Annotated in this window: 22 protein-coding genes; 10 read left to right on the forward strand and 12 right to left on the reverse strand. The window is 59.9% G+C overall.

Annotated features, from left to right (window positions below; all coding sequences use genetic code 11):
• Positions 1-3: 3 nt before the first annotated feature.
• Genes ACIF4X_RS04825 through ACIF4X_RS04845 form a run of 5 tightly spaced genes read right to left on the reverse strand, consistent with a single transcriptional unit; the run spans position 4 to position 3,852 of the window.
• Entirely contained in the window at positions 4-834 is an 831-nt protein-coding gene (locus tag ACIF4X_RS04825) for a DUF2797 domain-containing protein (RefSeq protein WP_397481170.1), read from the reverse strand.
• Entirely contained in the window at positions 831-1,091 is a 261-nt protein-coding gene (locus tag ACIF4X_RS04830) for a YeaC family protein (protein WP_007919229.1), read from the reverse strand. The genes ACIF4X_RS04825 and ACIF4X_RS04830 overlap by 4 nt, the downstream gene beginning before the upstream one ends.
• A 33-nt stretch (positions 1,092-1,124) precedes the next feature.
• Entirely contained in the window at positions 1,125-1,994 is an 870-nt protein-coding gene (locus tag ACIF4X_RS04835; RefSeq protein WP_397481171.1) for a rhomboid family intramembrane serine protease, read from the reverse strand.
• Positions 1,991-2,962, reverse strand: a complete 972-nt coding sequence (locus tag ACIF4X_RS04840; protein WP_397481172.1) for a metallophosphoesterase — start codon at positions 2,960-2,962, stop codon at positions 1,991-1,993. The genes ACIF4X_RS04835 and ACIF4X_RS04840 overlap by 4 nt, the downstream gene beginning before the upstream one ends.
• Positions 2,962-3,852 carry an NAD(+) kinase gene (locus ACIF4X_RS04845; protein WP_003224174.1) on the reverse strand — a complete coding sequence of 297 codons (891 nt, stop codon included), beginning with the start codon at positions 3,850-3,852 and terminating at the stop codon, positions 2,962-2,964. Before ACIF4X_RS04845 ends, ACIF4X_RS04840 begins: the two co-directional genes overlap by 1 nt.
• Before the next feature lie 115 nt (positions 3,853-3,967).
• Between ACIF4X_RS04845 and ACIF4X_RS04850 the strand changes: the two genes are divergently transcribed.
• Positions 3,968-4,918: a DUF1853 family protein gene (locus tag ACIF4X_RS04850; RefSeq protein ID WP_397481173.1), complete on the forward strand. Its 951-nt coding sequence runs from the start codon at positions 3,968-3,970 to the stop codon at positions 4,916-4,918.
• A 236-nt stretch (positions 4,919-5,154) separates the two neighbouring features.
• Here the strand turns inward: ACIF4X_RS04850 and ACIF4X_RS04855 are convergent, their stop codons facing one another.
• Together ACIF4X_RS04855 and ACIF4X_RS04860 are read right to left on the reverse strand one after the other, a co-directional pair.
• The gene (locus ACIF4X_RS04855) at positions 5,155-6,438 is read right to left on the reverse strand and encodes an arsenic transporter (RefSeq protein ID WP_397481174.1); all 1,284 of its coding nucleotides are present in this window, start codon (positions 6,436-6,438) and stop codon (positions 5,155-5,157) included.
• A 165-nt stretch (positions 6,439-6,603) separates the two neighbouring features.
• A complete protein-coding gene (locus ACIF4X_RS04860) occupies positions 6,604-7,161 on the reverse strand; it encodes an NADPH-dependent FMN reductase (protein WP_038366013.1) in 558 nt (185 codons plus the stop codon).
• Between the two features lie 184 nt (positions 7,162-7,345).
• On the opposite strand from ACIF4X_RS04860, the gene ACIF4X_RS04865 reads away from it, so the two are divergent.
• On the forward strand, positions 7,346-7,576 hold the full coding sequence (locus ACIF4X_RS04865; protein WP_007910567.1) for a hypothetical protein: 231 nt from the start codon (positions 7,346-7,348) through the stop codon (positions 7,574-7,576).
• A gap of 85 nt (positions 7,577-7,661) precedes the next feature.
• Positions 7,662-8,555, forward strand: a complete 894-nt coding sequence (locus ACIF4X_RS04870) for a LysR family transcriptional regulator (protein ID WP_397481175.1) — start codon at positions 7,662-7,664, stop codon at positions 8,553-8,555.
• On the opposite strand, the gene ACIF4X_RS04875 is transcribed toward ACIF4X_RS04870, so the two are convergent.
• From ACIF4X_RS04875 to ACIF4X_RS04895, 5 genes are all read right to left on the reverse strand, one after another.
• Positions 8,521-9,135, reverse strand: coding sequence for a GNAT family N-acetyltransferase (locus ACIF4X_RS04875; RefSeq protein ID WP_322843840.1), 615 nt, complete (start codon positions 9,133-9,135; stop codon positions 8,521-8,523). The two genes, ACIF4X_RS04870 and ACIF4X_RS04875, sit on opposite strands and share 35 nt — an antisense overlap.
• A 14-nt stretch (positions 9,136-9,149) precedes the next feature.
• Positions 9,150-11,405 carry an Orn/Lys/Arg decarboxylase N-terminal domain-containing protein gene (locus tag ACIF4X_RS04880; RefSeq protein ID WP_397481176.1) on the reverse strand — a complete coding sequence of 752 codons (2,256 nt, stop codon included), beginning with the start codon at positions 11,403-11,405 and terminating at the stop codon, positions 9,150-9,152.
• Between the two features lie 189 nt (positions 11,406-11,594).
• Positions 11,595-12,353: a DNA polymerase III subunit epsilon gene (gene dnaQ / locus ACIF4X_RS04885; RefSeq protein WP_122599561.1), complete on the reverse strand. Its 759-nt coding sequence runs from the start codon at positions 12,351-12,353 to the stop codon at positions 11,595-11,597.
• Positions 12,354-12,568: 215 nt separating this feature from the next.
• Positions 12,569-13,048: a ribonuclease HI gene (gene rnhA, locus ACIF4X_RS04890; protein WP_397481177.1), complete on the reverse strand. Its 480-nt coding sequence runs from the start codon at positions 13,046-13,048 to the stop codon at positions 12,569-12,571.
• Positions 13,049-13,139: 91 nt separating this feature from the next.
• Positions 13,140-13,898 carry a class I SAM-dependent methyltransferase gene (locus tag ACIF4X_RS04895; protein ID WP_007910573.1) on the reverse strand — a complete coding sequence of 253 codons (759 nt, stop codon included), beginning with the start codon at positions 13,896-13,898 and terminating at the stop codon, positions 13,140-13,142.
• 66 nt (positions 13,899-13,964) lie between these two features.
• On the opposite strand from ACIF4X_RS04895, the gene gloB reads away from it, so the two are divergent.
• The 7 genes from gloB to ACIF4X_RS04930 form a co-directional block, all read left to right on the forward strand.
• Complete coding sequence (gene gloB / locus ACIF4X_RS04900) at positions 13,965-14,732, forward strand: hydroxyacylglutathione hydrolase (protein WP_397481178.1); 768 nt, start codon at positions 13,965-13,967, stop codon at positions 14,730-14,732.
• Between the two features lie 99 nt (positions 14,733-14,831).
• Positions 14,832-16,295, forward strand: coding sequence for a transglycosylase SLT domain-containing protein (locus ACIF4X_RS04905; protein WP_397481179.1), 1,464 nt, complete (start codon positions 14,832-14,834; stop codon positions 16,293-16,295).
• Positions 16,296-16,630: 335 nt separating this feature from the next.
• Positions 16,631-18,463, forward strand: coding sequence for an extracellular solute-binding protein (locus tag ACIF4X_RS04910; protein WP_397481180.1), 1,833 nt, complete (start codon positions 16,631-16,633; stop codon positions 18,461-18,463).
• Entirely contained in the window at positions 18,460-20,301 is a 1,842-nt protein-coding gene (locus ACIF4X_RS04915) for an extracellular solute-binding protein (protein WP_397481181.1), read from the forward strand. Before ACIF4X_RS04910 ends, ACIF4X_RS04915 begins: the two co-directional genes overlap by 4 nt.
• Positions 20,302-20,305: 4 nt before the next feature.
• Positions 20,306-21,379 carry a microcin C ABC transporter permease YejB gene (locus ACIF4X_RS04920; protein WP_397481182.1) on the forward strand — a complete coding sequence of 358 codons (1,074 nt, stop codon included), beginning with the start codon at positions 20,306-20,308 and terminating at the stop codon, positions 21,377-21,379.
• 1 nt (position 21,380) lies between these two features.
• Entirely contained in the window at positions 21,381-22,400 is a 1,020-nt protein-coding gene (locus ACIF4X_RS04925) for an ABC transporter permease (protein WP_016987120.1), read from the forward strand.
• A 1-nt stretch (position 22,401) separates the two neighbouring features.
• The coding region (locus ACIF4X_RS04930) for an ATP-binding cassette domain-containing protein (protein ID WP_397481183.1) at positions 22,402-23,612 on the forward strand (1,211 nt) is incomplete at its 3' end.

The raw sequence follows: 23,612 nt of genomic DNA on the forward strand, positions 1-23,612 counted from the left end.
TCCTTATTGATGCACGGCGAGCTGATAGGCCGTGTACTTGCGAATATTGATCACGCCGGTATCAAAGATCAGGTACTGGCCCTTGATCCCCAACAGCGTGCCTTCGGCAATCGGGTTCTTGTCCAGGTTGAAGCTGACGATTTTCGCCGGGTATTGCTCGATCGGGTAGCGGATTTCCAGCGGTTCGACGTCGGCAATGGTCTGAATCGCCTGTAGGCCGAATCGCTCTTGCAGGCCTTGCAAACCTTCAGCGCAACTGTCGAACAGTTGATCGCGCACTTGTGCCAGATCGACCGCCACCGCATCGCCCTTGAGCAACGCGCGCCAGTTGGTCTTGTCGGCTACCTGACTGCGAAACAGATCCTCGACGAAGCCCGATTGCTGCCGCGTCGAAACGCGCATGATCGGCAACGCCTGACACGCACCCTGATCGATCCAGCGAGTCGGCAGTTGCGTAGCACGAGTGATGCCAACCTTGATGCCCGACGAATTGGACAGGTAAACCACGTGATCGGTCATGCAGAACTGCTCGCCCCACGCTGGATCGCGACAGGTGCCGGCGTCATAGTGGCAGCGCTCCGGGCTCATGATGCACAGGTCGCACTGGGCCAGTTTGGTCATGCACGGATAGCAGTAACCCTGACTGAAACTGGTTTTGGTCTTGCGCCCGCAATGGGTGCAGTGGATCGCCCCGAGGTATTCCAGACGCACCGTAGTGCCGATCAACGGGTTGACCGGCACCTCGACGTCATCCAGACGAAACGCGTATTGCACGTTCGGCCCGTCCAGGCGCGCCGACATTTTGCTGATTGCACCGCGGCCAATCTCGATCAATGGATGGCATCCGACTTGAACAGGATGTTCGGTACTTCGATCGACTTCGATGCACATTCCTGCGGGCCCATGTAACCGGTGCGCTGGTCTTCAGGCAGGTTCTGGATTTCCCAGGCGATCATCGCCTGCAACGACAGCTCGCGCTGCTCGGCGGTGAGCTTGCCACCGTCGGACCACTTGCCGATTTCCACGGCGAGTTTCAGGCTCTCGTAGATGTCCGGGGTAATGTTGTTGATCATGTCGTTAAAAGAGGACATCAGGGTCTCCGTGCTCTTTATCTACTGAAAAATTTAGGCGGCCAGTTTACGGCGGTTATACAAACCGCCCAACAAACCGGTGAAGCATCCGATGAGTAACCCGCCGACGTGGGCGGCGTTGGCGATTTCGCCGAAACCGATCATTGAGATCAGCCCGGACATGCATACCAGCAACCACACCAGCATCATCACCAGCACGCCGCGCGGCAGGCGATAGGCCGGGTTCGGCGCCAGCAGTTGGAAGATCCAGCAGTGCCCGAGCAAACCGTAAAGTACGCCGGACAGGCCGCCGAACAGGGTCGCGCCGCTCCAGGCAAACTGCGCGTAGTTGGACACCAGGCTGAACAGCAGCGTCAGGCCGATCAGGTTGATACTGCCCTGACGCGACTCGATGCGCCGCCCCAGCTCCCAGTACCACATGCCGTTCATGGCCAGGTGGAGGATGCCGAAGTGGATCAGCATCGGCGTGACCAGCCGCCACCACTGCCCCGCCGCCAGGCTGTCGGCCAACGGCGTGAAATGGATGTACTCGCCGACTACCTGAAAATCGAGGAAGGTCAGCCAGCGCAGGGTCTGCAGATTCTCACCGAGGTACGTCAATCCACCAACGATCAGGCATAACAACAGGATGAACCCGGTGGCCTTGGCGTATTTCAGTTGCTCGGCAAAGCTCGGCCGCCTGACGATCGGCGCGACGGGAATGTCCATTTGCTGATCGGGATCGCCAGCCGGGAAGCGTTCGTACAGCGAGCGCACGTCTTCGCTGATTTCCGCCGGTGCCCACAGCACCTGTTCGCCAGCCTCTTCGCTGACGCGATGTGGCACTTGCATGCGTTGCAGCAGTTTGACGAAACCGCTCAAGTCCACCGCCAACGGCAGACGCAATACCGCTACCGCACTCATTGCAGCACCTCCGGCCGCTCGACATCGACCCAGACAAATTTATGCGGATCCAGACGGGTTTCCTGATCCAGACGATAGGCGACCAGTTTGCCGTAGAGCACCGCGCTGTAATCCAGACACGCGAGGTTCGGGCGGATCGGCGCCGGTTTGCCGCTGCGCCAATAGTGGCCGACAAACAGCAATGGCTCGTCGACGCCGTAACGCAGCAGGTTGTTTTTTTCGCTGGAGGTCAGCGGTTTCTGCGCCACCGGTTCTGGCAGCGCATCCGGCTGGAAGACGATATCGCCGTAGGTTTTCGGGTCGTCTTCCCAGAACTTGGTGCGGAAGAACGAACGCACCAGACCATCGCCGCTGGTCATGGTCAGGCCATCCGGCAGGCGCATGTCGGTGCCGCGCAGCAGGCGGTCGAACACGGTGCAGGCAAAACTGCCGGGCACGGCGGACGCCTGAAGAAAGTGTTCATCAATGCAGCCGTTCGCAAATTGCGCACGCAACGGTTCGATCAGGCCGGCGTCCCAACAGGCATGCACCACCCGGAAGCGTCCAGCGTCGACAAACAGCGGCAGCTCATAGAACCAGCGCTGGAAGTCGTGCCAGTCGCCAGGATGATCTTCGAACTGGGTCAGGGTTTCGTGCAGCAGGCGCGCGTGGCGCGGCGTGTGTTCGCGGACGAACTGCTTGCCGCTGCCGGGTGGCGCCGGCGTGCTCCAGCCCAACGCGTTGAATTCGTGATTGCCCATGATGCACAAGGCCTGACCGGCCTCGACCATGTCGTGGACGATGTGCAGCGCCTCGCGGATGCGCGGGCCACGGTCGATGATGTCGCCGACGAACACGGCCATGCGCGATGGATGCCGCCAGACTCCGCCCTGCTTGTGGTAACCGAGGCGGTCAAGCAAGTGTTCGAGGGTCAGGGCGCATCCGTGCACGTCACCAATCAGGTCATAACTGCGCGCGGGATCGAGCATCAGTCGCCTCCACCGCCCAGCTTGCTGCCCCAGCCGAGCTTGGTGCGGCAGACTTCGTAATAGTTGTGGTCGAGCGGGTGAATCAGTCGCAGCTTCTGGGCTTTCTTGCTGACGGTGATGGTGTCGCCCGGCGCGCAGGTGAAATGGTTCTGCCCGTCACAGGAGACTTGCGGGTAAATCTGCATGTTTTTCGACACGACGATTTTCAGCTCACTGTTGCCATCGACCACAATTGGCCTACTGGACAACATATGGGGGTACATCGGCACAATCACAATGGCATCGAGCTTGGGATGCATGATCGGCCCGCCGGCAGACAGTGCGTACGCGGTGGAACCGGTCGGCGTGGCGACGATCAGGCCGTCAGCCTTCTGACTGCAGACGAACTGACCGTCGATGTACAGCTCGAACTCGATCATCCGCGTCGATTTGCCCGGGTGCAGCACCACGTCGTTAAGTGCATCGCCCTGGCCAATGGCCTCGGCGTGGCGGCGAACTTCGGCTTGCAGCAGGAAGCGGTTTTCCACCAGATAGTGGCCGTCGAGCACCTTGGCAACTTCGACTTCCAGCTCATCCGGGCGAATGTCCGTCAGAAAACCGAGGCTGCCACGGTTGATTCCCAGCACCGGAATATTGTGTTTGGCCAGCGCCCGGGCAGCGCCGAGCAGGCTGCCGTCACCGCCGACGACGATGACCATGTCGCAGACTTCACCAAGCATCTTGCGCGACGAGGTTTGCAGGCCGTGGCCCGGCAGGACCTCGGCGATGGTGTCTTCGAGGATCACATGCAGGTGACGATCGAGCAGAAACCGTTTCAGTCGGCGGACGGTATCCAGCACCTGGGAACTGCCCAGGCGACCGATGATGCCGATATTGCGAAATTGCTCCATGGGACCTCTGCGGACAATCGAAAACGCGAAAGACACGATTATGGGCGAAAGCGCCGGTTAGACAAAATCCTTTCAGCCTCAAGGGTGTGCTCGTGTTTACGGCTATGCTCGCAAGATGATCCTATTTCCTGACTTGCTCCAGTTGCCCCACCAGTTGCGCCACCCGGAAGTGCGCGATCTGGCGTGGGTGATCCTCGCCCCGCCGATGCTCGCCACCACGCCATGGCCGCAGCGTCATCCGCTGGCGGGCAGTGACTGGGTGCATGATCCTGAACGTCTTGAGCGCTGGTTGCGTCAGCTTGATCGCGACAGTTATGGCTTGCTGCATTGGTTGTCGCAGGCACGTACGCGGCGGTTGGGCTTGTATTACGAGCGTTTGTGGCAATTTGCGGTTCAACATGCGCCAGGGATCGAATTGATAGCCGCCAACCTGCCAATCCGGCGCGAAGGTCATACCCTCGGCGAGCTGGACATGCTGCTGCGAGACCGCGATGGCGTGCATCACCTGGAACTGGCGATCAAGCTTTACCTCGGTCCGCAGCATGGGGACGGGGGTGATACGGCGCAGTGGCTGGGGCCGGGTTGTCATGATCGGCTGGACCGCAAACTGGCGCACCTGGCCGAGCACCAACTGCCAATCTCCGCGCGCCCGGAAAGCCGTGAAGTGCTGGCGGCGCTGGATATCGAGGTGTTCAGCGCGCAACTGTGGCTGGGCGGTTATTTGTTGTATCCGTGGCCCGGACAGGCTGAATCACCGAGCGGCGCACATCCGCAGCATTTGCGCGGTAGCTGGTTGCATCAGAAGGATTGGCCGGCGTTCGTCGCACAACGTCCGGCGGGACGCTGGCAACCCCTGCCCCGGCATGCCTGGCTGGCGCCGGCGCATTATCCGGCGGATCAGACCTGGTCCTTGGAGCATTTACGGATGTGGCTGGAAGATCTTGAGCCGCTGGCCCCGGCGCAGTTGATGGTGCGCCTGATCGAAAATGCGCGAGGGGAATGGGAAGAGGCGGAGCGGTTGTTTCTGGTGTCTGACCTTTGGCCGAATGTCCCCGGCCAGCCCTGATTTTTTGTGTCGCCTGTACCGGCCCCATCGCTGGCAAGCCAGCTCCCACAGGTTTTGTGGTGTGGCCCAGATAGTGAACACACCACAAAGCTAATGGGAGCTGGCTTTGTGGTGTGACTCAGGTAGTGAGCACACCACAAAGTTAATAGGAGTTGGCTTTGTGGTGTGGCCCAGGTAGTGGGCACACAGAAAATCCCTGTGGGAGCTGGCTTGCCAGCGATTGGGGCCACCTCGGTCTAGAGCGAAAGCCGCAAAGCCAAAGCCGCCAACGTCACCAGCAACACCGGCACCGTCAGCACAATCCCCACCCTGAAGTAATACCCCCAGCCTATGTGAATGCCCTTGCGCTCCAGCACATGCAGCCACAACAACGTGGCCAGACTGCCAATCGGCGTAATCTTCGGCCCCAGGTCACTGCCAATCACGTTGGCATAAATCATCGCTTCCTTGACCACCCCGCTCGCCTGACTGGCATCAATCGACAGCAAACCAATCAACACGGTCGGCAAGTTATTCATGATCGACGACAGCAACGCCGTCAGCACACCGGTGCCCATCGCCGCGCCCCACACACCATGACCGGCGAAGACATCCAGCCAACCGGCCAGATACCCGGTCAGCCCGGCATTGCGCAGGCCGTAGACCACCAGATACATGCCCAGCGAAAAAATCACGATCTGCCACGGCGCTTCTTTCATCACCTTTCGCGTGGAAATCTTGTGGCCGCGGGCGGCAATGCCCAACAACAGCGCGGCGCACACGGCGGAAATCGCACTGATCGGAATGCCCAGCGGCTCCAGCGCAAAACAGCCGATCAGCAGAATCACCAACACCGCCCAACCGGCATAGAACGTGGCTTTATCGTGGATCGCGGTTTCTGGATGTTCCAGTTGCTCAGGATCGTAAGCCGATGGAATGTCACGGCGAAAGAACCACAGCAACATGCCCAGCGTTGCCGCCACACTGACGAAGTTCACCGGCACCATCACCGCCGCGTAGCGGTTGAAGCTGATGTGAAAGAAGTCCGCCGACACGATATTGACCAGGTTCGACACCACCAGCGGCAGGCTTGCGGTATCGGCGATAAAACCTGCGCCCATGACGAATGCCAACGTCGCCGCCGGAGAAAAGCGCAGCGCCAGCAACATCGAAATCACGATTGGCGTGAGGATCAGCGCCGCACCGTCATTGGCAAACAATGCCGACACCAGTGCGCCGAGCAGCACCATAAAGGCAAACAGCTTGCGCCCGCTGCCCCGCCCCCAACGCGCCACGTGCAGCGCGGCCCAATTAAAGAAACCGGCTTCGTCGAGCAGCAGGCTGATGATGATCAGCGCGACGAAGGTGCCGGTGGCGTTCCAAATGATCTGCCACACCAGCGGGATGTCGCTGAGGTGCACGACGCCGAAGATCAGCGCCAATACGGCGCCAAGCGTCGCACTCCAGCCGACGCCGAGGCTTTTGGGTTGCCAGATGACAAGGGTAATGGTCAGCAGGAAAATCAGTGACGCAGCGAGCATCCGCAACAGCCTTAAATTAAGTAGAAGATCTGAACACTAAAACCTGTGGGAGCGAGCTTGCTGGCGAAGGCGGACGGTCAGTCACCCATGATGTGTGGCTGATGGCCCCTTCGCGAGCAAGCTCGCTCCCACAGGATCTCTGTTGTGCCAGGAATTTCGGTGAGCTTACTTTTTGTGTTGCTCTACGAATTGACCATACGCATTGATAAAACTCTGCAGAAAAGGTTTCACCGATTCGCTCAATTTGCCCGCCTCATCAAACGCCGAACCCGCACCGCCCAGGTACGCTTCCGGCTGCTGCATGCACGGCACATTGAGAAACACGAACGACTGGCGCAAGTGCTGATTCGCGCCGAAACCACCAATGGCACCGGGCGACACGCTGATCACCGCCCCCGGTTTGCCGCTCCAGACGGCCTTGCCATAAGGCCGCGAACCAACGTCGATGGCATTCTTCAACGGCGCCGGCACCGAACGGTTGTACTCGGGCGTGACAAAGAGCACCGCGTCGGATGAACCCACTTTTTGCCTGAAAGTGCTGTAGGCTGCCGGCGGTGAATCACCGTCGATGTCTTCGTTATAAAGTGGCAGATCGCCAATTTCGACAATCTCAAGTTTGAGGTTGGCCGGGGCCAGCTCCGCCAGTGCCAGGGCGACTTTACGATTGATCGATGCTTTGCGCAGGCTACCGACCACTACGGCGACGTTGTAGACATTGCTCATGGAAGACTCTCGATGGTCCGTGGGAGGAGCCAGTAGTTATAGATGATTCAGTGACGATTCCACCAGCACACCAGGGGAAATTCCTGCGTGCTGATTATTTTTTTCCTGCAGGAAAACTTACAGGCCTTGATGGCGGTCTACCAAGCCGCAAATCAAGCGTTTTATCTCCAGAGGTTCTAAGCAGATGGCAGCAGTACTCGTCGGTCAGTTCCATGCAAGAGATGCGGAAGGCCGCGTTTATTCCGTGCATGAGTTCCAGGAATCCAACCCGTCGGCAGACGGTTCCACTGGCTCGGAGCCGATTTACAAACTGGCGATTGGTGATCGCGTCAACAAGGTCAGCGAGAACGAGTTTCTCCTGGTCCAGTCAGGTATCACCCTGACGCGTGAACCCGAGCCAACCGTCGCCTCATAACTGGCCGTTATGAGCAGAAGTCATATGCGCAGACTTGGGGTAGGATTCAGCCACTGACCCCACCTGCTGAACATGGACTTCACGCATGCGTTTACGTCATATCGAAGTGATTCAGGCGCTCTTGCAGACCGGTCACCTGGGCACCGCCGCCGAATGGTTGCAGTTGCCGGTGGCCGAGGTCGAAGAGCGTTTGCGCGAAGCCGAGAGTCAGTTGGGGTTCATGTTGTTCGCCAGCGTGCGCGGGCGCCTGCAATCGACGCCCGAGGCGCGGGCGTTGCAGGTCGAAATCGCGCACGTCTATGAAGCGCTGGAGCCAGTGCAGCGTCTGGCCAGCAGCCTCAAACAGTACCTCGCCCCGCCCTTGCGCATCATCGGCACCCCGCCGCTTGCCCAACAATTATTGCCACAAAGTCTCGCGGCCCTGCGCCGACGCTTGCCGGATGCGCCTTGCAGCCTGCTCAGTGCGCCGACCCGCGACATCGTCCGCAGCCTGTTGTTGCGCGAAAGTGATCTGGGCCTAAGCCTGCACGACCCCGAACATCCGGATATCGATTGCCGGCCATTGGCCCAAGGCAAGCTGCAATTGCTCGCGCCTCATGGCTGGCTGCAACCGAAACAGAAATACATTTCCCTGCAGGATCTGGCCGGTCAGGCCATGGTCGGCCTCGAAGGTCAGGACCCGCTGAGCCCGGCGCTGGAACATAAGCTGCAGGCCTTGCGCCCGGCACCGAGCGTCCAGACGCGGGTGCAAACCCATCAGATGATGCGCAGCATGGTCGAGGCCGGCGAAGGCTTGGCCATTGTCGATCCGTTCACCGCACTGGGCGCGCGTTCGGCCGGGCTGGATGTCTGCCCGCTGTCGCCGGCCGTGCCGATCAGCCTTTACGCCCTGACGTTCAAGCACATTGCGCCATCCACGGTGATCCAAACGTTACTGGCGATCATCACGGAACAAGCCGAGGCGATGCTGTCGAGCTGAGCGGATTTTCCAGCGGATTATCAAACAATCGATACCAGAACAGCGCCACTTCGGCGGTGTTCGGATCAATGCCGCGATAACGCAACTGGTCAACGCCACCGATCACGTAGCCGCAACGCTCATACAGTCGACAGGCGCCAAGGTTGTTGTTCTGGGTTTCGAGCATGATCCCCGGCAGCTTTTTCTTGCGGCTCCAGAACTGCGCAACATCCAGCAATGCCTTGGCCACGCCATGCCGGCGGGCCGGCGCATGCACCGCCAGCTCGTCAATATGCGCGAAGCCGTTCCAGTTGGTGCTGATCACCAGATGACCGACCGGCTCGTCGTCGAGATAGGCCATGAAAATCGCGCTGTCGGCGGCGTTGTGGAAACTGCTGAACTCTTCGGGATCGATGCCGTAGCACTTGCGGTACGGCACGATCGGCGTCACCCGCCACTGCTCGACTGGCTGGCCAATCACGGCAGCGCCATAGGCGGCAACCTCGAAACTGAAGTCGCTGCCCCAGATATACGGCGCAAAGCCTTCATCGGCGACCCGCACCGACAGCCCTGGGTATTTCGGATTCATGACCGGTTGCATACTCGGGAAAGTCCTCATTCCTTGACGCAATCGACGGTGTAGTGCCGTCCATTGCCTTCGTCTTCGTGCTGCAATCCATGCACATCCGCGACAAAACCGGGAAAGCTGCTATCGAACGTGCGAGCGAATTTCAGATAATCGATGATCGAGCGGGTTGATTCGGTGAAGCGTTCGCCGGGCATGATCAGCGGAATCCCCGGTGGATACGGCACCAGCATCACTGCAGCAATGCGTCCTTCCAGCTCATCGATCGGCACCGCCTCGACTTCACCGCGCACCAGATGATCGTAGGCGTGGGCAGGTTTCATGGCGATTTCCGGAAGCACGGTGTACATGCGCTTAAGGTGTTTGGCGGTGGCGTTACTGCGATAGCAGGCGTGCAACTGATCGCACAAATCGCGCAGGCCCATGCCGCGATAACGCGCAGTGTCTTCTTGTGCCACACACGGCAGGCAGGTTTCCAGACGCACGTTGGCGTCGTAACTGCGCTTGAATTCGAGCAATTCGGTAAGCAGCGTGCTCCATTTTCCTTTGGTAATGCCCATCGAGAACAGCACCAGAAATGAATACAGGCCTGTCTTCTCCACCACCAGGCCGCGCTCCCAGAGGAATTTGCTGACCACCGCCGCCGGAATGCCCTTATCGCTCAGCGCACCGCCGGCATTGAGCCCCGGCATGACGAGGGTGACCTTGATCGGATCGAGCAACACGTAATCGTCACTGACCTCACCAAAGCCGTGCCACTCGGCATCCGGTTGCAACAACCAGTCCTCAGTCTGCACGCGGTCGATGCCTTCGACACCTGGCGGCTGCCAGATCGAAAACCACCAGTCATCGGCGGCAATGTGCTGACGCAGATTGGCCAGAGCGCGACGAAAACTCAGGGCTTCGTCGAAGGTTTCCTGCAACAGCGAACGTCCGGCCGGGCCTTCCATCATCGCCGACGCTACGTCCAGCGAAGCGATGATGCTGTACTGCGGCGAGGTCGAGATGTGCATCATGAACGCTTCATTGAAACGGTCGCGGTCCAGTTGCCGCGCGCCGCCGTCCTGCACATGAATCATCGACGCCTGACTGAACGCCGCGAGCAGCTTGTGCGTGGAATGCGTGGTGAACACCAGCGGGCTGTCTTCACTGCGCGAAGTGGCCATGCCGTAGCGCCCGGCGAAAAACTCGTGGAACGCCGCGTAGGCGTACCAGGCTTCGTCGAAATGCAGCACCTCGACGCTATTGCCGAGGCTTTGCTTGATCAACTCGGCGTTGTAACAGAGGCCGTCGTAGGTCGAGTTGGTAACCACGGCAAGTTTGACTTTCGGCGCACGGCCCTTGGTCAGCGGGCTGGCATCGATCTTCGCCTGAATCGATTCGCGGCTGAATTCGCTCAAGGGAATTGGGCCGATAATCCCCAGCTCATTGCGCTCCGGACACAGGTACAACGGAATGGCGCCGGTCATGATGATCGCGTGCAACACCGATTTGTGGCAGTTGCGATCAACCAGCACCAGATCGTCGCGCGCGACCATTGAGTGCCAGACAATCTTGTTGGCGGTCGAGGTGCCATTGATCACGAAAAAGGTGTGATCGGCGCCGAAATTACGCGCCGCACGCGCTTCAGCTTCGGCCAGTGGCCCGGTGTGATCGAGCAACGAGCCAAGTTCCGGCACCGACACCGACAAATCCGAACGCAGAGTGTTTTCACCGAAGAACTGGTGAAACGCCTGCCCCACCGGACTCTTGTGATACGCCACACCACCGCCATGGCCGGGGGTGTGCCATGAATAATTGGAATCGGCGGTGTGCTGCACCAGCGCCTTGAAAAACGGCGGCAGCAAACCATCCAGGTACTTGCGCGCCGCCCGTGCAACCTGCCGGGCGAGGAACGGCACGGTGTCTTCGAACAGATAGAGAATGCCGCGCAATTGATTGAGTTCGGCCATGGCATCGGCCGGGGCGTTTTCCAGAGTAACTTGCTCGCCGAGGGCAAAGATCGGCAGATCCGGCGCACGCACCCGCGCCAGGCCGATCAGTTCGGCCATGTTCTGCAACAGATGCGAGTTAGTGCTGGCGTCCTCGGCGGCAATCAGCATGCACGCGAGACCATGGTGGGTCGATGCCACCAACCGCCCCTCGGTGTAGTCGATGGCCGAAACAATATTGAAACCTTCCTGCTCCAACTCCCGGGCGATGCCACGGATACGGTCACCGGCGACCGTGTCGGCCTTGATATCGCGATGGACGATCAACACCGGAAACTTCAAATCTTTGTACATGAGGCTCAGAGTCCCAAGGCGGCAGAATTGAATCGGCCAATGCACTCAGGGTAGAGGGTTGCAGCGAATGTGGCGAGGGTGGCCAGTTGTCAGTATTTCCAGAAACAAAAAGATCGCAGCCTCCGGCAGCTCCTACAGTGGAATGTGATCCCCTGTAGGAGCTGCCGCAGGCTGCGATCTTTTGATCTTTCAGGCTTGAGCGTCGGCCTCGGCGATCTGCGTCCACATCGCCGGGCCGCCGGCAGACTTGGCAATAATTTCCAGCCGCACCAGATGCGCCGCCAATTCATCCTCAGTCGCACGAATGATCCGCGCTGGCTGGCGATCCGCCGGCAAACGACGAATTTCCGTGGCCGAGTTGTCGGCGCCATCGCCGGTGCCATTGCCGTCAGACGCGTTACCCGCCAGCGACAGACTGGTCTGGCCGCCGGTCATGGTCAGGTAGACGTCGGCGAGAATCTCCGAGTCGAGCAAGGCGCCGTGCAACTCACGGCCGGAGTTGTCGACGCCATAACGTTTGCACAACGCATCGAGGCTGTTGCGCTGCCCCGGGTGACGTTCCCGGGCCATCATCAGGGTGTCGAGGATCGAGCAGTGCTGGGTAATGTCAGCGCGATCCTGCTGACCCATCAAGGCGAATTCGTTGTTGATGAAGCCAACGTCGAACGCCGCGTTGTGGATGATCAGCTGCGCGCCTTTGATGAACTCGAAGAATTCATCAGCGACTTCGGCAAAGCGCGGTTTGCCGACCAGGAACTCGTTGGTGATGCCGTGAACGCCGATGGCGCCTTCATCACTTTCGCGATCCGGTTGCAGGTAAACGTGAAAATGCCGGCCTGTCAGGCGTCGGCCGATCAGTTCGACGCAACCGATTTCAATGATCCGGTGACCATCGGTCACCGGCATGCCGGTGGTTTCGGTATCGAGTACAACGGATCTGGTGGCCATCAGTGCTCAGCTCTCAACGGGTCGATCTTGCAAAAAACGCGGATGTTAACACGCTCACGGTTCGCATCGCGCGCCGGCTCGAATGACACCCCATTAACCTGAACACCCCCCCTGTAGGAGCTGCCGCAGGCTGCGATCTTTTGATTTGGTTTTTATAATCAAGATCAAAAAGATCGCAGCCTTCGGCAGCTCCTACAGGGGGTATGTATTGGGAATCAGCTCTGCTTGTAACCGCGCACTTCGTCGACACCACGGTTAGCCAACTGGTCAGCCCGCTCGTTACCGTGATGACCAATGTGCCCGCGCACCCATTTCCAGGTGACCTTGTGGCGGTTGACCTGCTCGTCCAGCTCTTTCCACAGATCAGCGTTTTTCACCGGTTCTTTCGCAGCGGTTTTCCAGCCGCGCTTCTTCCAGTTGACCATCCACTCGTTGATGCCCTTCATCACGTATTGCGAGTCGGTCACCAGCAGCACTTCACACGGACGCTTCAAGGCTTCGAGGCCACGGATCGCGCCGAGCAGTTCCATGCGGTTGTTGGTGGTGTTGGCTTCGCCGCCCCACAGCTCCTTTTCGACGCCCTTGCACACCAGCAAGGCGCCCCAGCCACCCGGGCCGGGGTTGCCCTTGCAGGCGCCGTCGGTGAACAGTTCTACGGTCTCGACGGTCTCGACGCTTTCAACGCTTTCGCTCATGCCACTCTATCCAGAATAAATGCCTGCCTCGCCGATCACGGATCGACGATGGCCCGGGCCGGGAAATACCCGGCCACAAATAAAAGAAGATTTACGGTTCGATGCGGCGGCGGTTGACCTTGGCCATCGGCAGCGGAATCAGCTTGCCCATCGGCTCGCGACGTTCCTGACGCAATGGCCGCAGCCCGACCACTATCTTGCGCGCAACCAATAAGTAGAAGCCGCCACCCGACAGCTGCCAGTCACCGGCCTTGCGTTCCCAGCCGGCCAGTCGGGCCTGCCACTTGGGTGACGCGAGCGGCGGACGATAGCACCCGAAGCGGCGTTTCTCCAGCGCGAAGCCCAGCAGATTGAGCCAGTCGGCGACCCGCGACGGCGAAATGCAGCGCGCCTGGCGCAAAGCGTCGTGGGCGAACACATGACGCAGGCCCCAGGTGCTCCACGGGTTGATGCCGATGATCAGCAGGTGCCCGCCGGGCCGCACGCTGCTCGCCGCCTCACGCAGCAGACCGTGGGGCGACAGGCAGAAATCCAGACCGTGCTGCATCACCACCACATCGGCGGCATGCTCGCTGAGCGGCCAGGCCTGCTCTTCGCAGACGATTTCGACGCCCGGCAACGGCGCGCCCAGGCGTACATTGCGCTGCACTTGCGGCGCCGCCGGCGGGGTCTCGGCGGAGGGCCCGTAATGCACCAGATAGCCGCCAAAAAAGCGGCCCAACTCGTCTTCGAGCATGCGCCGCTCTTCATCGAGCAGAAATTGCCCGAGCGGGCCGGACAGCCATTCACGGGCTGCACCGATCAGGGCCAGCCAGTCAGGATCAGCCTGTGCGAACGCTTTATCACTCATCGCATTCTCCAAAGCGCCAGGAACTACTAAGATGCGCCAATGTTTTCCGCTTGGCGAATTCCGACGATGATACAGATCAGTGCCCTGCCCGCGTTCACCGACAACTACATCTGGTTGTTACAGGATCACCGCACCCAGCGCTGCGCGGTGGTCGATCCGGGCGATGCCGCGCCAGTCCAGGCATGGCTCGAAGCGCATCCAGGCTGGGTGTTGAGCGATATCCTGATCACCCACCACCATCATGATCACGTTGGCGGCGTCGAACGTCTGAAGGCCGCGAGCGGCGCGACCGTTTACGGACCGGCCAGCGAAAACATCCCGGGGCGCGATGTGGCGCTCAAGGACAACGACACGGTCAGCGTGCTCGGCTGGGATTTCGACGTCTATGCGGTGCCCGGTCACACCCTGGGCCACATTGCCTATTACCACCACGGCTTGCTGTTCTGCGGCGACACGCTGTTCGCAGCCGGTTGCGGGCGTTTGTTCGAAGGGACGCCGGAGCAAATGCACCACTCGCTCAGCCGCCTCGCCAATTTGCCCGAAGATACGCTGGTCTACTGCACCCATGAATACACCTTGAGCAATCTGAAGTTTGCCGCCGCGGTCGAGCCGAGCAACCCGGACATTGCCGCCCGTCTGGAAAAAGTCACCCAGCAACGGCAAAACGGCGTGATGACTCTGCCCTCGACCCTGGCCCTGGAAAAGCTCACCAATCCGTTTTTGCGCACCACTGAAACATTAGTTACACAAAAAGTGGACGAACGGGCAGGCGCTCAAAACCGGGCGCCGAGTGAGGTATTTGCGGCTCTGCGGGCCTGGAAAGATAAGTTCTAAGTACCCCGCCCCTTGGTACAAAAATTCTGAATGGTTGACCTAGGGGGGTGCGCTTTCTAGAATCGCCCGACATTTTTGCCCGGAACTTACTTCCAGCCAATGTCGTCATCCATACGTAAGTCCGTCAATTCAGACGCATTGACCCGCCTGGCGCAAGCCATCGCGGTGGCTGTGTCCGCCACGCTGGCGGGCTGTTCCAGCCATGCTCCGCAGACTGAAGCGACCCATACGCCGAACATTGCTGCGCGAGCCAAGCAGAAGCCGATCTGGCTGACCGAAAAGCCCAGCCCACAGGTTCCCCAGGATATCTGGGAACGCATGCGCCAGGGCTTTCAGCTGCAGGAAGGCCTCGGCGTCAACCCGCGCATCGAACAACAGCGCCTGTGGTTCGCCAGTAATCCCTCTTTCCTCGAGAATGCCGGCGAACGCGGCAGTCTCTATATCCATTACATCGTCGAACGCCTCGAAGAACGCAACATGCCGCTGGAACTGGCACTGCTGCCGGTGATTGAAAGCGCCTATAACCCGATGGCCTATTCCCGGGCCGATGCGGTGGGTCTGTGGCAATTCATTCCTTCCACCGGGCGTTACTTCAACCTGCGTCAGACCCGCTTCTACGATGGCCGTCGCGATATCACCGCCTCGACCACCGCAGCGATGGACTACCTGACCCGTCTGCACGACATGTTCAACGGTGACTGGTTGCTGGCCCTGGCGGCGTACAACGCCGGTGAAGGCACGGTCAGCCGTGCCATCGAACGTAACGAAAAGCTTGGCCTGCCAACCGATTACTGGAACCTGCCGCTGCCGGCGGAAACCCAGGCGTACGTGCCGAAGTTGCTGGCACTGTCGCAAGTGGTGCTGGCACCTGAAGCTTACGGCGTGAACCTCAGCCCGATTGCCAACGAACCGTACTTCCAGGTCGTCGAAATCAACCAGCGCATGGATTTGTCCAAGGTCGCTGCGGTGGCCAACATCGACGAAGACGAACTGTTCCAGCTCAACCCGGCGTTCAAGCAACGCACCACCATCGACGGCCCTCAGCATCTGCTGGTGCCGACGTCGAAGGCGCAATTGCTGACCGCCAGTTTGCAGACCATGCGGCCGGACGAGCTGATCAGTCCGCGTTCGCTGAAGCCAGTGTTCGAAGGCGCCGATCCTTCCGAAGTGGCCAAGCTCAAGCGTGCCTATCGCGTGAAGCGTGGCGACAACCTCGGCTCCATTGCCAAGGCCAACAAGGTCGAAGTGAAGGATCTGCAACGCTGGAACAAGCTGACCGGCAAGAACCTCAAGGTTGGCCAGACGTTGGTGATGCAGGACACCACCAAGCGTTCACCGGCTCGCAAGTCCGGCCGGGTCAACACGGTGATTGCGTCCAACAGCAAGAGCAAAGGCAAGGACGACAGCGCGCAGCAGACTCAGTACAAGGTCAAGCGCGGCGATACGCTGTATGTCGTGGCCAAGCGCTTCAACGTTGAGATGCAGCATCTCAAGCGCTGGAATCCGGGTGCGGGTAAAGCGTTGAAGCCGGGGCAGATGCTCACGGTTTATCAGCCGCACTGACAGAAGAGCCCCTGATTTTTCAGGGGCTTTTTTTTGTTTCGGATTTTGTGGCGTGCTTTAGATCGCCCCCCTCACCCCAGCCCTCTCCCCCACGGGGGGGCGAGGGGGAAAGGGAGCCGATCGGGGCTTTTCAAAACGTGCGTTCGACTCGGTATCGCACGTCGGCGCAACTATCCCAAACACCACAGTCAGTCCCCTCTCCCTCCGGGAGAGGGTTAGGGTGAGGGGCTCTTCGCGCAAACGATTAACCGCGCATTAACTCCCATCTTTTTCCTGCCCAGACAAGCTGTTACTGTACGGCCCACAAAGCCCAAGCCGCCTGGATCGGATCTGACTTGAAGCGTCCCCTCCTCCTGCTCCTGATCAGCCTGGCCTTGAGCTCAACCGCAAGCGCGACGATTACCGAAAGTCACGGTTATGCGCAGTTCGGCACGCTCAAGTACCCGGCCAGATTTACCCACTTCGACTGGGTCAACCCGCAAGCGCCCAAGGGCGGTACGTTGCGGGTGATGGCGTTCGGCACCTTCGATACGGTCAACCCGTACACCTTCAAGGGCACGAGCCCGGTGACGACGCCGAATTTCCTCCAGTACGGCATCAACGAGCTGAACGAGCCGTTGATGGTCGGCACCGGTCAGTATTCGCCGTCGGGAGACGAGCCGGCGTCGAGTTATGGCTTGATCGCGCAATCGGTGGAATACAGCGAAGATCGCAGCTGGGTGGTGTTCAACCTGCGTCCCGAGGCGCGTTTTCACGACGGCACGCCAATCACCGCCTACGACGTGGCGTTCTCCTATCGCACGCTGCTCAAGGACGGCCATCCGCTGTACCGCACCGCGCTGCAGGAAGTGCTGCGCGTCGACATTCTCAACAAACAGCGCATCCGCTTCGTGCTCAAGCGCTCGGGCAATCCGCTGTTGATCCTGCGCCTCGGCGAATTGCCGGTGCTGCCGCAGCATTACTGGAAGGACCGCGACTTCAAAGCCACCACCTTCGAATCGCCACTGGGCAGCGGTCCTTACCGCATCACCTCGGTCACGCCGGGCCGCCAGTTGATCTTCGAACGGGTCAAGGATTACTGGGGCAAGGACCTGGCGGTCAATCGCGGCAAGTACAACTTTGATCGTATGGAAGTCGAGTTCTACCGCGACAGCGATGTCGCCTTCGAAGCGTTCAAGGCTGGCGAGTTCGACATCTACATCGAACATCAGGCGAAGAACTGGGCCAACGGCTACAACTTCCCGGCCATACGCCGTGGCGACGTGATCAAGGCGCAGATCCCGCATCAGATCCCGACCCAGAGTCAGGGCCTGTTCATGAACACCCGCCGCGCCACCTTCGCTGATGTGAAGACCCGCGAAGCGCTGGGCCTGATGTTCGACTTCGAGTGGACCAACCGCGCGCTGTTCAGCGATGCCTACAAACGCACCACCAGTTACTACCCCAACAGTGAATTCACCACCTCCGGCCTGCCGGTCGGGCATGAATGGCTGATGCTCAAGCCGTACAAGGAACAACTGCCGGCCAAGTTGTTCACCGAGCCGTTCACGTTGCCGCAAACCGACGGTCGCGGCATCCCCCGGGAAACCATGCGCAAGGCACTGGCGCTGCTCGCCGAGGCCGGCTGGAAACTCAACGGCCAACGCCTGCAAAACGCTGACGGCCAACCGCTGCGATTCGAGCTGTTGCTGGTCAATCCGAACCTTGAGCGCCTCTACCAGCCCTACATCGAGAACCTCAACAGCATCGGCATCGACGCGCGCCTGCGTACCGTGGATCGAGCGCAGTACAAACAGCGCCTCGATCAATTTGATTTCGACATGATCTCGATGACGCTCAACCAGACCTTAAGCCCGGGCCTTGAGCAGTGGCAGTACTTCCACTCCAGTCAGGTGAACGTCAAGGGCAGCAAGAATTACGCAGGCATCGCCAACCCGGTGGTCGATCACCTGCTCGAACAATTGCTCGCCGCGCGCACCCGCGACGAACAGGTCGCCGCCGGCAAGGCGCTCGACCGCGTGCTGCTCTGGCAGCACTACAGCATTCCCAACTGGTACCTCAATTATCACCGTCTGGCCTACCGCAACCGGTTGGCCTTCGTCACCACGCCGCCCTTCACCCTGGGTCTGAGCGCGTGGTGGTTGAAGTCTTCGGAGAAAGATCAATGAAACCGATCCGCGCCCTGCTCGTCCAGGCCAGCGGCTTGCTGTTCGCCGGGCTGGCCTTTGCCGCCCCGCAACACGCCGTGACCCTGTACAACGAGCCGCCGAAATACCCGGCCGATTTCAAACAGTTTGATTACGTAAACCCGGACGCGCCCAAGGGCGGCATTTTCCGTCAGGCCGGTTTTGGTGGCTTTGACAGCCTCAATCCGTTTATCAGCAAAGGCGTGCCAGCCGATGACGTCGGGCAGATCTACGACACCCTGACCAAACACAGCCTCGACGAGCCGTTCACCGAATACGGCCTGATCGCCGGTAAAATCGAAAAGGCCCCGGACAATAGCTGGGTGCGTTTTTACCTGCGCCCCGAAGCACGCTTCCATGACGGTCACCCGGTGCGCGCCGACGACGTGGTGTTCAGCTTCAACACCCTGACCAAAGAAGGTTCGCCACTGTTTCGCGGCTACTACAGCGACGTGTCCGAAGTCATCGCCGAAGACCCGCTGAAAGTGCTGTTCAAGTTCAAACACACCAATAATCGCGAGCTGCCGCTGATCCTCGGCCAATTGCCGGTGCTGCCAAAACACTGGTGGGCCGATCGCGATTTCAGCAAAGGCAATCTGGAAATTCCGCTCGGCAGCGGCCCATACAAGGTCGCCGAAGTGAAGGCCGGGCGTTCGGTGCGTTACGAGCGGGTCAAGGATTACTGGGGCAAAGACCTGCCGGTCAACCGTGGCTTCTACAACTTCGACACGATGACCACTGATTACTACCGCGACAACACCGTCGCACTCGAAGCCTTGAAGGCCGGCCAGTTCGATTACTGGCTGGAAATGACCGCAAAAAACTGGGCTAACGCTTACAACATCCCGGCCGTCACCGAGGGACGCTTGATCAAGGAACAGATCGCCAACAGCAACCCGACCGGCATGCAGGGTTTCGTCTTCAACCTGCGTCGCCCGGTGTTCCAGGACGTGCGCGTGCGTCAGGCGCTCGGTCTGCTGTTCGATTTCGAATGGACCAACAAACAACTGTTCAACGGCGCCTACTTCCGTACCCGCAGCTACTTCGAGAACTCGGAAATGGCCGCCACGGGCCTGCCCGACGTCGATCAGCGGGCGATCCTTGAACCGTTCCGCAGCAAGCTGCCGGCACAGGTGTTCAGCGAAGCCTTCGACAATCCGAAGACCGACGCCAGCGGCATGATCCGCAGCCAACAGCGCGAGGCCTATCAACTGCTGCAAGAGGCCGGCTGGAAGATCGTCGACGATAAAATGGTCGACGCCACGGGCAAACCGGTGGTGATCGAATTTCTATTGGCGCAGACCGAATTCGAAAGGGTTTTGCTGCCGTTCAAGCGCAACCTCAGCGACCTCGGCATCGATCTGGTGATCCGTCGCGTCGACGTTTCGCAGTACATCAACCGCGTGCGTTCGCGGGACTTCGACATGATGGTCGGCAGCTTCCCGCAGTCCAACTCGCCGGGCAACGAGCAGCGCGAATACTGGATGAGCGCCGCTGCCGACAAGGCCAGCAGCCGCAACACCATGGGGCTGAAGGATCCGATCGTCGATCAACTGGTCGAGAACCTGATCAACGCCGACTCGCGCAAAAGCCTGGTGGCCCACGCCCGCGCGCTGGATCGCGTATTGCAATGGGGTTACTACGTGATCCCCAACTGGCACATCAAGACCTGGCGCGTGGCTTACTGGAATCACATCGGTCACCCGAAGGTCTCACCCAAGTACGACATCGGCATCAACACCTGGTGGGTCAAGCCTGACGCTAAACCGGCGGTAGAAGTCGAAACCAAACTGCAAGCCGACCCTGCGGGCACGGAGTAATCAGATGCTGGCGTATATTTTTCGGCGACTGCTGCTGATCATCCCGACCCTGTTCGGCATCTTGCTGATCAACTTCGTGATCATTCAGGCCGCGCCCGGCGGCCCGGTGGAACAGATGATCGCCAAGCTCGAAGGCTTCGAAGGTGCCACCAGCCGGATTGCCGGCGGCGGTGCCGAAGTGTCGGTGGCTGGCTCGTCGTATCGCGGCGCGCAGGGTCTGGACCCGGCGCTGATCAAGGAAATCGAGCACATGTACGGGTTCGACAAGTCGGCCCCGGAACGCCTGTGGATCATGGTCAAGAACTACGCGACGCTGGATTTCGGCGACAGTTTTTTCCGCGACGCCAAGGTCATCGACCTGATCAAGGAAAAGATGCCGGTGTCGATCTCGCTCGGGCTGTGGAGCACGCTGATCATGTACCTGGTGTCGATTCCGCTGGGGATCGCCAAGGCCACGCGGCACGGCAGTCACTTCGATGTATGGACCAGTTCGGCGATCATCGTCGGCTACGCGATCCCGGCGTTCCTCTTTGCGATCCTGCTGATCGTGGTGTTTGCCGGCGGCAGTTATCTCGACTGGCTCCCGTTGCGCGGGCTGACCTCGAACAACTTCGATGAGCTGAGCTTCGGCGGCAAGATCCTCGATTACTTCTGGCACTTGGCGCTGCCAGTGACGGCGCTGGTGATCGGCAACTTCGCGACCATGACCCTGCTGACCAAAAACAGCTTCCTCGACGAGATCAACAAACAGTACGTGGTCACCGCCAAGGCCAAAGGCCTGACCCGCCATCGCGTGCTCTACGGCCACGTGTTCCGCAACGCCATGCTGCTGGTGATTGCCGGTTTCCCGTCGGCGTTCATCGGCATCTTCTTCACAGGTTCCTTGCTGGTGGAAGTGATCTTCTCCCTCGACGGCCTCGGCCTGATGAGTTTCGAAGCGGCGATCAACCGCGATTACCCGGTGGTGTTCGGCACCCTGTTCATCTTCACCCTGCTCGGGCTGGTGGTGAAACTGATCGGCGACCTCACCTACACCCTGGTCGATCCGCGCATCGACTTCGAAAGCCGGGAGCATTGAGATGAACCTGTCCCCTCTCAACCGCCGCCGCTTCGAACTGTTCAAGGCCAACAAGCGTGGCTGGTGGTCGCTGTGGCTGTTTCTGATCCTGTTCGGCGCAAGCCTGGGCGCCGAGCTGATCGCCAACGACAAACCGCTGGTGGTGCATTACGACAACAACTGGTACTTCCCGGCGATCAAGCGCTACCCGGAAACCGCCTTCGGCGGCGAATTCCCGCTGGAAGCCAACTACAAGAGTCCGTATATCCGCGAACTGCTCAAGGCCAAGGATGCCTGGGTGCTGTGGGCGCCGATTCCCTATAGCTACCAAAGCATCAACTACGACCTGAAAGTCCCGGCCCCGGCGCCGCCGTCGGCGGACAACCTGCTGGGCACTGACGATCAGGGCCGCGACGTGCTGGCGCGGGTGATTTACGGCTTCCGCATTTCCGTGCTGTTTGCGCTGACGCTGACCGTGTTGAGTTCGATCATTGGCGTGATTGCCGGCGCGTTGCAGGGCTTTTATGGCGGCTGGGTCGATCTGGCCGGGCAGCGTTTCCTGGAAATCTGGTCGGGGCTGCCGGTGCTGTATCTGCTGATCATTCTCGCCAGTTTCGTCCAGCCGAATTTCTGGTGGCTGCTGGGGATCATGCTGTTGTTCTCGTGGATGAGCCTGGTCGACGTGGTGCGCGCCGAGTTCCTCCGTGGCCGTAACCTCGAATACGTACGCGCCGCACGGGCGCTGGGCATGCAGAACGGCGCGATCATGTTCCGCCATATCCTGCCCAACGCGATGGTCTCGACCATGACGTTCATGCCGTTCATCCTCACCGGCGCCATCGGCACCCTCACCGCGCTCGACTTCCTCGGTTTCGGCTTGCCGGCCGGCAGTCCGTCGCTGGGTGAACTGGTCGCTCAGGGCAAATCCAATTTGCAAGCGCCGTGGCTCGGCATGAGTGCGTTTGCCGTGCTCGCTTTGATGTTGAGTTTGCTGGTGTTTATCGGCGAGTCCGCTCGCGATGCCTTCGACCCGAGGAAGTGAAATGAATCAGGACAATCTGATCGAAGTGCGCGACCTCGCCGTCGAATTCGGTTTCGGCGAGCGCGTGCACCGGGTCGTCGAAGGCGTGAGTTTCGACATCAAGCGTGGCGAAACCCTGGCGTTGGTCGGCGAATCCGGCTCGGGCAAATCGGTGACCGCGCACTCGATCCTGCGTTTGCTGCCCTACCCGATGGCCCGTCATCCGGCCGGCAGCATCAATTACGCCGGGCAAAACCTGCTGGGCCTGAGCGAAAAGACCATCCGCCATATTCGTGGCAACCGCATCGCCATGATCTTTCAGGAGCCGATGACCTCGCTGAACCCGCTGCACTCGATCGAGAAGCAGATCAACGAAGTCCTCGGCATCCACAAGGGCCTGACCGGCAAAGTGGCGACCAAACGCACGCTGGAGCTGCTGGAGATGGTCGGCATTCCCGAGCCGCACAAGCGCCTCAAGGCCCTGCCCCACGAACTGTCCGGCGGTCAGCGTCAACGGGTGATGATCGCCATGGCCCTGGCCAACGAGCCGGAACTGCTGATTGCCGACGAACCGACCACGGCGCTGGACGTGACCGTTCAGCTGAAAATTCTCGATCTGCTCAAGGAATTGCAGGCTCGATTGGGCATGTCGCTGTTACTGATCAGTCACGATTTGAACCTGGTGCGAAGAATTGCGCATCGTGTATGTGTCATGCAGCGCGGTTGCATCGTCGAACAGGCATCGTGCGAAGAGCTGTTCCGTTCGCCGCAGCATCCGTACACTCGGGAATTGCTCGGCGCGGAGCCCAGCGGAGGCCCGGCGAGCAATAAAATCGGCGCGCCGCTGCTGGAGGTCGAGGACCTGAAAGTCTGGTTCCCGATCAAGAAAGGCCTGCTCAAGCGCACGGTGGATCACGTCAAGGCAGTGGACGGCATCAATTTCAGCCTGCCTCAGGGTCAGACCCTGGGGATTGTGGGGGAAAGCGGTTCCGGCAAATCCACGCTGGGTCTGGCGATTTTGCGGCTGATTGGCAGCAAAGGCGCGATCCGCTTTGAAGGCAAACAGCTAGACTGCCTGACGCAGAACGAGGTTCGCCCGTTGCGTCGGGAGATGCAGGTGGTGTTTCAGGACCCGTTTGGCAGCCTTGATCACCTCAGGCGTAAAAGCCAACTGCCCCGCCTCCGGCCCGCCGTCCATACCCACTGGCGTCACGTTGATCAGCATCTGCGGGC

Source organism: Pseudomonas sp. NPDC085632, from assembly GCF_044541255.1.
In the GTDB taxonomy this organism is placed as follows: Bacteria; Pseudomonadota; Gammaproteobacteria; order Pseudomonadales; family Pseudomonadaceae; genus Aquipseudomonas.